This window comes from Marinobacterium sp. xm-a-127 (assembly GCF_013283425.1).
GTDB lineage: Bacteria > Pseudomonadota > Gammaproteobacteria > Pseudomonadales > Balneatricaceae > Marinobacterium_E.
Genome location: NZ_WBYH01000004.1, coordinates 345,318 through 357,651, shown reverse-complemented (window position 1 = coordinate 357,651; position 12,334 = coordinate 345,318). Strand labels below are relative to the sequence as shown.

The 12,334-nt window shown below is 60.8% G+C and carries 10 protein-coding genes; 3 read left to right on the top strand and 7 right to left on the bottom strand.

The annotated features are described in order from the left end of the window. The first annotated feature begins 271 nt into the window (after positions 1 to 271). The gene (locus tag XMA127_RS09600) at positions 272 to 1,306 is read left to right on the top strand and encodes an IS110 family transposase (RefSeq protein ID WP_173482236.1); all 1,035 of its coding nucleotides are present in this window, start codon (positions 272 to 274) and stop codon (positions 1,304 to 1,306) included. Positions 1,307 to 1,675: 369 nt separating this feature from the next. Here XMA127_RS09600 and XMA127_RS09595 read toward each other — a convergent pair whose 3' ends face one another. The 7 genes from XMA127_RS09595 to XMA127_RS09565 form a co-directional block, all read right to left on the bottom strand. Beyond that, positions 1,676 to 2,749 carry a lipid A deacylase LpxR family protein gene (locus XMA127_RS09595; RefSeq protein ID WP_173482237.1) on the bottom strand — a complete coding sequence of 358 codons (1,074 nt, stop codon included), beginning with the start codon at positions 2,747 to 2,749 and terminating at the stop codon, positions 1,676 to 1,678. Then, on the bottom strand, positions 2,746 to 3,240 hold the full coding sequence (locus XMA127_RS09590) for a universal stress protein (RefSeq protein WP_173482238.1): 495 nt from the start codon (positions 3,238 to 3,240) through the stop codon (positions 2,746 to 2,748). Before XMA127_RS09590 ends, XMA127_RS09595 begins: the two co-directional genes overlap by 4 nt. A gap of 474 nt (positions 3,241 to 3,714) precedes the next feature. Further along, the gene (locus tag XMA127_RS09585; RefSeq protein ID WP_173482239.1) at positions 3,715 to 4,845 is read right to left on the bottom strand and encodes an ABC transporter permease; all 1,131 of its coding nucleotides are present in this window, start codon (positions 4,843 to 4,845) and stop codon (positions 3,715 to 3,717) included. A 1-nt stretch (position 4,846) separates the two neighbouring features. Continuing rightward, the gene (gene rbbA, locus XMA127_RS09580; protein WP_173484520.1) at positions 4,847 to 7,609 is read right to left on the bottom strand and encodes a ribosome-associated ATPase/putative transporter RbbA; all 2,763 of its coding nucleotides are present in this window, start codon (positions 7,607 to 7,609) and stop codon (positions 4,847 to 4,849) included. A 2-nt stretch (positions 7,610 to 7,611) separates the two neighbouring features. Next, complete coding sequence (locus XMA127_RS09575) at positions 7,612 to 8,691, bottom strand: HlyD family secretion protein (protein WP_173484521.1); 1,080 nt, start codon at positions 8,689 to 8,691, stop codon at positions 7,612 to 7,614. Between the two features lie 14 nt (positions 8,692 to 8,705). Beyond that, positions 8,706 to 10,172 carry an efflux transporter outer membrane subunit gene (locus XMA127_RS09570; RefSeq protein ID WP_254451306.1) on the bottom strand — a complete coding sequence of 489 codons (1,467 nt, stop codon included), beginning with the start codon at positions 10,170 to 10,172 and terminating at the stop codon, positions 8,706 to 8,708. After that, positions 10,165 to 10,326, bottom strand: a complete 162-nt coding sequence (locus XMA127_RS09565; protein WP_173495273.1) for a hypothetical protein — start codon at positions 10,324 to 10,326, stop codon at positions 10,165 to 10,167. Before XMA127_RS09565 ends, XMA127_RS09570 begins: the two co-directional genes overlap by 8 nt. A 311-nt stretch (positions 10,327 to 10,637) precedes the next feature. Between XMA127_RS09565 and XMA127_RS09560 the strand changes: the two genes are divergently transcribed. Further along, entirely contained in the window at positions 10,638 to 11,273 is a 636-nt protein-coding gene (locus XMA127_RS09560; protein ID WP_173484523.1) for a TetR/AcrR family transcriptional regulator, read from the top strand. After that, on the top strand, positions 11,270 to 12,316 hold the full coding sequence (locus XMA127_RS09555) for a DUF4105 domain-containing protein (protein ID WP_173484524.1): 1,047 nt from the start codon (positions 11,270 to 11,272) through the stop codon (positions 12,314 to 12,316). The genes XMA127_RS09560 and XMA127_RS09555 overlap by 4 nt, the downstream gene beginning before the upstream one ends. The last annotated feature ends 18 nt before the right edge of the window (positions 12,317 to 12,334 follow it).

The following is a 12,334-nucleotide window of genomic DNA, read 5'->3' as shown; positions in this document are numbered from 1 at the left end:
TGAAAGAGCGGTCAGGTTAGAATGAGTCATGGCGTATCACCTTCTGTTGGTTGAGATTCTTGCAGGAATCAATCAACAGGATACGCCATCCTTCTATCTCCCCGTACACCAGAAATGACCATAACTCTGAATCAGGGCTGGATTGTGCAAAACAGACGATAGTCAGTGGATAACTGTTGATTAAATGGTCTTCTCCCTCCCTCGGAGCACATTCGAATGATGTGCCCCATAATGTAACAAGAGCGTCACAGTGAATACGGGAGTACATGTTATGACTGATCAACAACATACTGTCGGTATTGATCTGGCAAAAAACAGCTTCTACATCGTTGTAGTCGATAAATCCTGTCGCGTTGTTGAAAAGAAGAAGCGCACGCGCAGCCAGTTGGTGAGTTATATCGCCCAACGGCCGGAGTCAACAATTGCTATGGAAGCCTGTGCCAGTTCTCATTACTGGGCTCGAACGCTCACGCAGTTAGGCCATAACGTTGTTCTGTTGCCAGCGCAGCATGTGAAAGGTTATTCCCGTGGACAGAAAAACGATTACAACGATGCCCAAGCGATTGCTGAAGCCTGTCATCATGGGGCTATACGGCCGGTGCTGCCAAAGACAGTTGATGAACAAGACGACTCCACTTTCGCACGCATCCGGCAGCAACTGGTGCATGATCGTACCCGTTTAGCCAATCACATACGCGGCATTCTGGCTGAATATGGAATCGTATTGCCTGTTGGTTTGCACATACTGAAACGGAGCCTCCCCGAGATCCTGGAAGATGCAGATAATCAATTGACCTATCGAATGCGGCTGCTGCTGTCTCGACAGCGAGAGAGGCTGATGGCACTAGACGAGGAGGTCGACTGGTACGATGAGCAGTTAAAACAATCGGTCGAAAAGGATAGTGCCTGTCAACGTATGCTTGCGATCCCGGGAGTCGGTGATATTGTCGCTCATGCCCTGAAACAGTGGATGGGGAACGGTCAGCAGTTCAGTAAAGGCCGAGATGCCTCCGCGGCCCTGGGTTTGGTACCACGACAGCACAGTACGGGTGGTAAAGCACGGTTAATGGGTATCTCGAAACGCGGTGACGCGCGGGTGCGCAGCGCAGTGATTCACGGGGCGCGTGCAGTGGTATCGAGAGCGAGCAAGAAAGATGACCCATTGAGTCGCTGGATTCAACGCCTCGTTGAGCATAGGGGCTTTAATCGAGCGGTGGTTGCCTATGCTAATAAAATGGTGCGATTCGCCTGGGTGTGTGTCGCCAAAAAAGAGCGCTTCCTCATCAGGCATGCTGCCGCTGCATGAATCTGACTTGTAAGGCTATTTAAGGAGCTGACCACCCAAGGTTTGCGTTAACCATGACATGATGAATAACAGGTCAAACCGACATACTTGAAAGCTTGCAGAGTTCGTTGGTGATTGAAAACACCGTACTGTCGATAAAGCCGAGTATGTGCGAATGCTTCATCTGGGTCCGAAGCGATCATTGAGCTTCATCTGAGACCGAATATACGACAGCAGCCTTTTTATCTGGCATGGTTTGCAAGACGGGAGAAGACCATATACGAACTCGGGTGTTTATTCAGCGTCAGTACTCCACACGAGCAATCAGTCCCGTGCCGACGAATAACAACAGGACGGCCCATGTGGAGTCGAGGAAGGAATCGACCGGCATCAGAATTTCCTTCCTACAGTGATCGTTCCGTAGACCGGGATTTCGTTTTGTCCCCGGAATTCGCGTGTGCGGTGGTAGCGGGCTATCGCGATGCGCCAATTGCCCTGGGTAATCGCGACGCCGTAGCCGACATCCGCCACGAGTGACCGTTTATCCACGCTATGGCTGGACTTGAAGGTATTGCCGTCCAACGTGATGTCGTGCAGAACCCAGCGAGCGTCTAGCGCCACGAAGAGGTGGGCGTTCCAGTTGCCGCCAGCGGTCGTGCGCACGGGCGCGGTGTTTTCTCCGGCAGGCCGCAGCGGTGCCGTGCCTAAATCATCCGGCAGGCGCAGGCCATAGCGCAGTTCTCCACCTACATTCGCGTAGGTGGCGAAATTGCCGAAGCTGCCGCCCCAGTGGCGGGTCAGATCCCAGCCCCAACCGCTGACGTTTTCTTGCCTGAAGACTCGCGTTCGGCGTTCGTGCAGCAACTGCAGCACAGGTTCGTCGCGCAGTTGGTGTCTCCAGCCATTGAATTTGTCCACTCCGATGGTGTCATGCCACCAGTTCTGGGTTTGCCTGGCCTGGGAGGAGGGGCCCACAACACCGACGCGGATTTGTGAGGTGCGCAGCGTATCGCCGCGCCGCGCGTTGTAGCCGAGGCTCAACATCATTGCGCCGGCGAAAGGGCGGTCGTCTTTGATCAGATCGCTGCGCGTTTTGTCGCTCGGGGTGTACATCATCTGCCCGAAGCCGATGGTCATGTTCTGTTCGTCAAAACCCTCGGGTTGCAGCACCGTGAGAAAACGATTCAGCCCACGGACGAGACGGGGTAGGCAAGGGTCATCGCGATAGTCCACAAGGTTGGGGGAGACCCAGCTGACGAGAAACCCGTTGGAGTACCCTTGGTCTTGTCCAATGCCGCCGAACATGTCGTTGTCGATCCGCAGATTGAGCGTTCCCGTTGAGCGCAGCGGGTTGTCCTGGTGGCAGGATTGGGCCTGTGCGGAGGCGCTCAGCAATAGCAGCAGCAAGGGGGCTGCGACTTTCAGCCTCCATTCAGTTTGGTCGGTGGACTGAACCTTCGTCACGCTGGCGTGCCACCCTGCCCAGGGGTTGCAGTCGCAATGACCGATTGGGGCTGGCGCACCAGCATCACCGGAACTGGTGCGATGCGAGCGAGCTGCTCGGCATCGCTTCCCATCAGCAGCCTGTCCACGCCCCGGCGTCCGTGAGTACCCAACACCACCAACTCGCATTGAGTGGTCAGTGCCTGCTGAGCGATGAGCACCGAGACGCGCTCGCCCTTGCTTTCCAGAAGGACGGTCTCAACCGCCAGGCCTTCCTGCCTCAGCCGCAGCGCCGCCTCGTCCAGCAGCTTCTGCCCGGCCGCCAGGAAGCCCGGCCTCACTTCTTCAATATAGATCCTCGGCCTCTCGAAGCCGTTGCTGTGCTTCATCTCCTCGATGACGTGCAGCAAGACGATGGTTGCGCCATTCAGGCGTGCCAGCACCGCAGCGTGGTGGAGCGCCAAATTGGCGGTAGGACTTCCGTCGAGCGGAACCAGCAGTCTTGAGTACATGAATATCTCCAGTTATCAGAGTAGGACGGGGTGCCGAACAGATATTGCGCATACCGTGTCGCAATAGCGGACGCGGTATGCGCTTATTCAGCTGCGTACATATTTCCCCGGGGCGTCGCAAATAGTGGGATATCCACGGGATTCGGCCCCCATGAGCGGAGGCGCAACACCTTCACCAGAGCGCTCTCGAAGCCATGCTGACCATGCCGGCCACCACGAATCTAGATGCGTCTGTGCAGTGGCTTGCCACTCGTCCGGCGCCATGTACCCCTCATTCACGGCGCGCGTATGGATTTGATACTGGCGCTTGCCTCGGCCAGGCTCGCTCACGATGCCGCCGTTGTGCCCTCCGGTGGTCAATACAGAGGCGCAGCTGCAGTTCCAGGTTCGCCTTGAACAGGTTGGGAGGGATGGTTTCATTGCTCATGGTCAAACTCCTTACTGGGTTGAGTGCCCACTCGGGCGGTCAAACGATCAGGCCATCTGGCCGATCGTTTTGCGAAAGCGTGCCAACGACAGGAAAAACAGCACCGTGCCGATCAGGGCCAGCGCCAGGAACGGCTGCCATACCGTCTCCAGGCCCGCGTCCCGGTAAAGGATGGCCTGGCTCAGTTCCACGAAATGGGTGGTGGGTGCGATCAGCATGATGTTCTGCACGATCTCGGGCATGCTTTCGCGGGGCGTGTCGCCGCCGGATAGCATCTGGAGCGGCAGGATGGTCAGCATCATCAGCATGCCGAACTGCGGCATGTTGCGCGCCAGCGTGGCGATGAATATGCCCATGGAGGTGGTGGCGAACAGGCTGAGGGCCGCGCCGGCGAAGAACAACACAATGGAGCCCTCGATGGGCACGCCCAGGATGCCGCGCACCATGAGGTTGAGGGACAGGAAGGAGGCGATCAGCACGACCAGGGCCATCGACCAGACCTTGGAGAGCATGATCTGCGCGGGTGTAACCGGCATCACCAGCAGGTGCTCGATGGTGCCGTGCTCGCGCTCCCGGATCAGCGCTGCGCCGGTCAGGATGATGGACAACAGCGTGATGTGGTTGATGATCTGCACCACCGAGCCGAACCAGGCCTTGTCCAGTGCCGGGTTGAAGCGTGCGCGCAATGCCAGATCCACGGGTGGCGCGTCGGTGCCGCGGTAACGCTTGACGAACTCATTGACTTCGCCGGTGAAGATCTGCTGGATATAGCCACTGCCGGTGAAGGCCTGGCTCATGCGGGTGGCGTCGACATTGAGCTGCACGGCAGGCGATCGCCCCGCCAGCACGTCGCGCTGGAAGTTGGGCGGAATGACCAGAGCGAAGGTGTACAGCCCCGCGTCCATGCCCGGGTCCACGTCCCCATAGTCGATCATGGCCGGTGGCGTGAACTGCGGGGGGTAGAAGGCCGAGGCAACCCGCTGGGACAGCGCCGAATTATCCTCGTCGACGATGGCGATGGGCGCGTTGTGCAGCGTCTCCGGCATGGACGTGGCCTTGGTGTAGACCGACGCGGTGAACACATAGACGATGAGCACAAGCATCATCGGATCGCGCCAAAGACTCCACAGCTCCTTGACACCAAGGTCGTAGATGTTGGCCAGGTTTCTTCTGCGCATCTCAACGCTCCTGCTTCTTGAGTAGCAAAACAGCCACGCCGAGAATGACCGGAACCGAAATGAGCATCGACCACAGCGGCCCCGTCAGGTCGGCCAGGCCGAGTGATTTGTTGAACACGCCACGGCTGATGGAGATCATGTGCGTGGCGGGGTAGATCTCGCCGATGAACTTGCTGGAGCCTTCAAGCGAGGACACGGGCTCCCTCAGGCCGGCGAACTGGGTGGCCGGAATGATGGTGCCGATCATGGCAAAGAACATGGCGGCGATCTGGCTGCGCGTGACGGCCGAGGCCAGCAGCCCCATGCCTGTCGCGGCGAAGGAGAAGATCAGCGCGGCCAGCGACAGGGTGAAGAAGCTGCCCGTGACCGGCACACCGAAGACGGTGACCGCGAGCAGGCTCATCAGCAGGAAGTTCACCATGGCCAGACCGACATAGGGCAGTTGCTTGCCAAGCAGGAACTCGATGCGCGTGACCGGCGTCACGTAGAGATTGGTGATCGAGCCCGTCTCCTTCTCGCGCACCACCGCCAGCGCGGTCAGCATCGCCGGCAGCATGAGCAACAACAGAGGAATCACGGCCGGTACCATGGCCGGCAGGCTCTTGACATCGGGGTTGTAGCGAAAGCGCGTCTCGACGCTGGCATTCCCGGCTACGCTGGCGCCGCCGCGCTCGCTGGCCTGTGCCAACAGCCAGTGCTGGTGCATGCCCTGAACGTAGCCCTGGACGGTTTCCGCGCGTTGTGGCATGGCGCCATCGATCCAGGCACCGATCTGCACGTTCTGGCCTCGCAACACATCGCGAGAGAAGCCAGGGGGGATCTCAATGGCCAGCGACAGTTCGCCGCTGCGCATGCGCCGGTCAAGATCGTCGTAGTCGACGATCGGCGCGTGCTCGGTAAAGTAGCGCGAGCCGGCCAGGTTCAACGTGTAGCTCTGGCTTAGCGTGGTCTGGTCGCGATCGAGCACCGCATAACTCAGATCCTCGACGTCCATGGTGATGCCGAAGCCGATCACGAACATCAGTAGCAAAGAACCGCCCAGCGCCAGGGTAGCGCGGACCGGATCCCGCTGCAGCTCCAGGGTCTCGCGCCATAGATAGCTGAACATGCGCTGCAAGCTGAAGCCTCCAGCGCGGTGCCCGCGGTGTTCAGCGGGTACCGCGGATGGCGGCTCCTCGTGATTGTCGGCCTCAGGCTGGCTGGGCGGGGCGGCTGTGCCGCCCTCGGCTTCGACGAGGTAGCCGATGAAGGCCTCTTCAAGGGTTTTGGCGCCGCGTTTCTCGACCAGTCTGGCGGGCACGTCGCTGTCGAGCACCTTGCCGGCATGCATCATCGACATGCGGTCGCAGCGTTCGGCCTCGTTCATAAAGTGAGTGGAAATGAAGACCGTCACCCGGTCGCGCCGCGACAATTCAATAAGCAGCCGCCAGAACGCATCACGCGCCACCGGGTCGACGCCGGAGGTCGGCTCGTCCAGAATCAGCAGCTCGGGCTTGTGCACCATGGCAACGGCCAGCGACAGGCGCTGGCGTATGCCCAGCGGCAGACTGGCCGGCAGGCTGTCGATGACGTCCGCCAGCCCAAAGCGCTCCACCATCTCGTCCACGCGGCCCGGAATATCGTTCGGGGACACACTGAACAGCTTGGCGTGCAACTCCAGATTCTGGCGTACCGTGAGTTCACTGTAGAGCGAGAACGCCTGCGACATGTAGCCGACACGGCGGCGGGTGTCCAGGTCATGCGGATCGACTTCGTGGCCGAACAGCCAGGCCCGGCCCTCGCTCGCCGGCAGCAGGCCGGTGAGCATCTTCATGGTCGTGGACTTGCCGCAACCATTGGAGCCGAGGAAGCCGAAGATCTCACCGCGCCGGATACGGAAGGAGACACTGTCGACAGCAACGAAGTCGCCAAAGCGCATGGTCAGCCCCTCGGCTTCGATGGCGATATCGTCCGCGCCGTCCTCAGGCAGAGGCGGAATGACAACCGCTTGGTGTCCGCGCTTTTTCTCTTCCGGGAGCAGGCGGATGAATGCCTCTTCCAGGTTCGGGCTGTTTGTTGTCTCCAGCAATTCCTTCGGCGTACCGGTGGCGAGGACCTTGCCGTCGTCGATGGCGGCGAGCCAGTCGAAGCGCTGTGCCTCATCCATGTAGGCGGTAGCCACGATCACGCTCATGCCGGGGCGATCGGCGCGGATGCGCTCGATCAGGTCCCAGAACTGTGCGCGCGCCAGCGGATCCACGCCGGTCGTCGGCTCATCGAGAATCAGAAAATCCGGGTCGTGAATCAGTGCGCAGCACAGGCCGAGTTTCTGCTTCATGCCCCCGGAGAGCTTGCCTGCCGGGCGCTCAAGGAATTTGAACAGGCCAGTGGCCTGAGTGAGCTCATCGATACGCTGGCGGCGTTCCGCAGAGCCATGACCGAACAGGCGCGCGAAGAACTGCAGATTCTCCTCGACCGAGAGCGTCGGGTACAGGTTCTTGCCCAGTCCCTGCGGCATGTAGGCGATGCGCGGGCAAACCTGCTTGCGATGGGCTTTGCTGGCCATATCGCCACCCAGCACCTCGACCGTGCCCTCCTGGATGATGCGCACACCCGCCAGCAATGAGAGCAGACTGGATTTGCCCACGCCGTCGGGGCCGATCAGGCCGACCATCCGTCCGGCGGGAATGTCCAGATCGATGCCATCCAGGGCGATGACGTCGCCGTAACGCAAGCGCACCTGTCTGACGCTTGCAACGGTCATGGGTTGCGCACTGTGGCTCATACTTACTCCGGCACGCGAAGGGACAAGTTCTCGGGCCACTCGGCATTGGCGTCGAGCTTGACCCAGGCCACGCCGGGCAGCCCGGTCTTGACCTGATCCAGGTGTTCACGCAGCAGATCCTGGGAAATCTGCCCGCGCACTCGGAACATCAGTTTCTGCCGCTCGCTCGCGGTTTCAACCGTCTTAGGGGTAAATTGCGCCACACTGGCGACGAAGGAAACAGTGGCTGGAATAACAAAATCCGGCGCGGCATCCAGAATGATGCGTACCTCGGTGCCAAGCGCTACGCGGCCGGCCACGGTTTCGGGCAGGAAGAAGGTGATGTACACGTCCGACAGGTCGATCAGGTTCAGGACACGTCCGCCGGCTCCAAGCACCTCACCGGGTTGCGCCACACGAATCTGAACTCTTCCGTCGCGCGGCGCGCGCAGTTCGCTGTCGCGGATGTCCGCTTCGATGCGATTGATGCTGGCCGTGGCAGCGGATACGCTGGATCTCGCGCCGACAAGGTGCGCTTTGGCGGCCTCGACCGCGGCGCGGGCAGCGGCGGTCTGTGCTTTGCTGGCCGCGAGCGTCGCCTGTGCGCCCCGCACGCGCGCCCGGTCATCGTCCAGCTCCTGTATCGAGGCGGCACCCTCTCGGGACAGTGTCTCCGAACGTGCCAGACGCCGCTGTGCGGCGTCGAGCTCCGACTCGCGCTGACCGACGAGTGCCTGCGCCGCAACCACGTCGGCTTCACGCAGCGCCACCTGGGCCTGTGCTGCGGTCACCGCGTGCTCGGCCTGTTCACGCATGGCGAAGGCTTCGTCGCGCTGCGCCTCAAGCGTTTCCAGTTGCATCCTGGCCAGTGGCTGGCCCGCCACGACGAAGTCGCCTTCACGTACGAGGATGTCTTCGATACGTCCGGGAAGCTTGGTGGCGATGTCGATCTCGGTGGCTTCGATGCGGCCATTGCCGTTAACGAAGCCTTCGCCGGGCCCACTGTCGGCAAGCTCTGTCCAGCCCCACCAGGCCAGCGCGATAACAACCGCTGCAGCGGCAACAATCAGAAGTTTTTTCTTGAGAGAGAATGAAGCAGTCATAGGTTTCGCGTGCCTTAACGGGTTGATGGGGTGGAAGTGGGCGCCGAGGTCGCACCCTGCGCCTGACCGGTTGCGGCGAGGGTTCCGCCGCCGAGTGCGGCATACAGCGCCACCTGGCTGGACAGCAGCGCACGGCGCGCCTGTACCAGCTGTTGTCCGGCATCCAGCAGATCGCGTTGGGCGTCCAGCACCTCCAGGAAAGCGGCCGAGCCGTTGTCGTAGCGCAACTGGGCCAGCCGCGCGCGTTCGCTTTGCGCTTCCAGATTGGCCCGCTGGATCGTCAATTTCTCAGCCAGCCAGTACTTGGCGCTCAGTGCATCGGCCACCTCGCGAAAGGCCGTTTGAATGGTCTTCTCGTAGCCGGCAACGGCGATGTCGCGGCGCACTTCGCTCAGTTCCAGGTTGGCGCGCCGCCGCCCGCCATCGAAGATGGGCAGCGACAGGGTGGGCATGAAGGTCCAGGCGCGGCTGCCGGAATCGAACAGGCCGTCCAGATCGGAACTGGCCGTGCCGAAGCTGCCGGTCAGCGCAATGCGCGGCAAGAACGCCGCGCGGGCGGCCCCGATGTTGGCATCGCCAGCGCGCAATTGGTGTTCCGCGGAAATGATGTCCGGGCGGCTGACCAGCAGCTCCGAAGGCAGACCGGCCCGCAGGTCGGCCAGCACCGTTGTTTCATCGAAGGGTGCTTTGGCGGGCAGCGGGCCAGGATCAGCGCCCACCAGCAGCGCCAGCGCGTGCAGTTGCGTGGCGCGCGCTTGCTCAAGCTGGGTCAGCAGCGCCTGAGCCTGGTTCAGCAGGGTCTGGACTTGGGTGAGATCCAGCTTCGAGGTCGAGCCGACTTCAACGCGGCGCCGGAAAATGCGGTAGGAATTCTCGCGAGTCGCGACGGTTTGACGGGCGATAGCCACACGCTCGTCAATCTCGCGCAAGCCCAGGTAACCGTCCGCCACCTGGGCGATCAGCGCCAGGTGGACGGCCTGGCGCGCAGCGTCGGTTGCCAGCCAGGTTTGCAGGGCGGCGTCCTCGAGGTTGCGGACCCGGCCCCACAGATCCAGCTCCCAGGTGCTCAAACCCACCTCGGCCCGATATTCGCCGCCCACCTGCGACCGGCCCGACATGTTCAGATCGCCAGGGACGCGGGCGCGTCCACCCTGGGCACCCACGCCCACGGCAGGAAATCGATCCGAGCGCTGAATGCGGAATGCGGCGCTGGCTTCCTCGACACGCAGCGCGGCCAGGCGCAGATCGCGGTTGTTCTCCAGCGCGGTCTCGATGAGGCGTTGCAGCAAAGGGTCCGTGAAGTAGGCCTGCCAGGCAAGTTCTCCCGCGTGGGCACCCTCGGTGCTCGATTCAGGATGACCAGACCAAACCGCTGGCACCGGCGGGGGCGGAGTATCAGGAGCGGGAGCGAGCGACATGCAGCCGGTCAGTACGACGGCGCTCAGTGCCAGCGAGGCAGTGCGCAATTTGAACTCAGACAATAAAGGAAAAGCTGGAGGCATGATCACGTTCCGTACGGGGTTCGGGCTGAATAGGGCCTGGTTGTAGAGGAGTAGCCGCCCACGTACAGCGACGCGCAGGCATGTCGGTCACCAACGAACGCTGCAATCGAGCGCGACTTTGATGGCTGTTCACGCCACCTCCCTATTAATGTCTGCACTCTCGCCTCTAGCAACCGGTCGATGGGGCTCTCCTTCTTCATTTTCCGGCGTTCCGGGTTCGTATGCGTCCCTGCGAATAGTGCGCGTTATCGCACACTATAAAGAAAACGACTGGACGGTTGTTTGTGATTATACGTTACAATCCCGAAAACGCAACTAGCCGTTCACTAGGCACTGCACACCCGCCAGTTGGAAGTGCTCAGCCTGGGCTGACCATGCGCCCATGGTGGAACCGGTGACCAGTCCATGGGACAATCCAGTCAATTTTTGAACAGGGACCTTTGTATGCCAACCAAAAAAGACGACGTACCAGGCAAGCGCCGCTATCTGTCTTCTGTGGCCAGGAGAGAGGAAATATTGGATGCGGCGTTGATCGAGTTTGCGGATCGGACATACAACGCCGTGTCGATGGAGCGCCTGGCGGAATGTGCGGGCTTATCCAAGGCAGGCATCTACGCCCACTTCAAAAGCAAGGAAGAGATTTTTCACGCCTTGCTCGAACGTGCAACCCAGCAGTTTCGCGATTTTCAGGGCTGGCTTCCGGATGAAGAACTGACGCTGCCAGAGCTGGTAGACGCCTATCTTGATCGCCTTTACGCGACGTTTGAATCCCCCGCTACGGTATCGATCTACCGATTACTTCTGACCGAAAGCGCCAGAGCACCGGAACTGGTGAAACGTTGGCATGATGAGGTAGCGCGCGAACTGCGCAGGCGAGCACAGCTCATCATCCAAGGCAACATAGACCGGGGGGTTGTTCGTCCGAGTGTCCTGACTGAGCACTTTTTCCCGCTGGCGCTCGCTCCCGCACTGCTATGGCTGAACTCGTCAATGCTATCCAGGGGAAACCCTTCCATAGCGCTGGTGCAGTTACAGGATGCGCATCGGCAACTGCTGCTTGAGCTTTTGGAGCCTCGATGAGCAAGGTGACGCAAAAAGTCAGACACCTCCCTGTGCGACTGGTGACCGGGGTTGCGGTGCTACTGCTGACTGCGTGGGGCGCGCTGGCCCTGTGGCACCAGATGCCGCAACATCCAGCGGCTCGCTGGATCGCCACTCTGGCGTGGTCTGCCTCGGGGCTGTCCGTCGCCGTGTCGCTGGCAGGCTTGCTTGAAAGACGGACACGCAGGATCGCCGGATTCGTGTTCGGGGCCGCAACGGCAGCCCTGCTCATGTGGTGGGGAACGCTGCAGCCATCACACCAACGTGCATGGGCTGACGATGTCGCCCAGTTGCTGGAGGCCGGAATCGACGGCAGCCACGTTCACCTGAAAAATGTACGCAACTTCGAGTGGCGCAGCGAAACCGACTACACCCCGCAGTGGGAGAACCGCACATACGATCTGGACCGCTTGCGCAGTGCCGACCTGGTACTTTCCTACTGGATGGGGCCGCACATTGCGCACACACTGGTGTCGTTCGGCTTCGACGGTGGCGAGCGGGTGGTGTTCTCACTGGAAATACGCAAGGAGCGCCACGAGTCCTTCTCGGCGATCGGCGGATTCTTCCGTCAGTTCGAGCAGATCCTGGTAGCCGCCGATGAGCGCGACATTGTGCGTACGCGCAGCAATGCGCGAGGCGAGGCCGTTTATCTCTATCGGTTGCAGATGAGTCAGGCGAATGTCCGCGCGTTGTTTCTGGAGTATCTGCACGCGGCCAATGAACTGCGGCGCACACCGCGCTTTTACAACACCTTGACCAGTAACTGCACGACCATCGTATTCGAGCTGGCTCGGCTCATTGCGCCAGCGTTGCCGGCGGACTATCGCCTGCTGCTGTCCGGACACTTTGCGGAATACATCCATGACCTGCACGGATTGACGCCCGGCCATCGCTACGCAGAACTGCAGGCACTGGGGCACATCAACGAACGCGCACTGGCCTCTGACGCATCAGGAGACGACTTCTCGATGTCGATTCGACAAGGTGTGCCCGGCGTGCCGGCCGACGAGGTATCTCCATGAGGTTCCAGCAGTCTTGCC

Excerpts from the sequence above, each read along its gene's own strand:
- XMA127_RS09555 (WP_173484524.1), top strand. The coding sequence starts at position 11,270 with ATGAGCAAGGTGACGCAAAAAGTCAGACACCTCCCTGTGCGACTGGTG.
- XMA127_RS09560 (WP_173484523.1), top strand. The coding sequence starts at position 10,638 with ATGCCAACCAAAAAAGACGACGTACCAGGCAAGCGCCGCTATCTGTCT.
- rbbA (WP_173484520.1), bottom strand. The coding sequence starts at position 7,609 with ATGAGCCACAGTGCGCAACCCATGACCGTTGCAAGCGTCAGACAGGTG.
- XMA127_RS09585 (WP_173482239.1), bottom strand. The coding sequence starts at position 4,845 with ATGCGCAGAAGAAACCTGGCCAACATCTACGACCTTGGTGTCAAGGAG.
- XMA127_RS09590 (WP_173482238.1), bottom strand. The coding sequence starts at position 3,240 with ATGTACTCAAGACTGCTGGTTCCGCTCGACGGAAGTCCTACCGCCAAT.
- XMA127_RS09600 (WP_173482236.1), top strand. The coding sequence starts at position 272 with ATGACTGATCAACAACATACTGTCGGTATTGATCTGGCAAAAAACAGC.
- XMA127_RS09575 (WP_173484521.1), bottom strand. The coding sequence starts at position 8,691 with ATGACTGCTTCATTCTCTCTCAAGAAAAAACTTCTGATTGTTGCCGCT.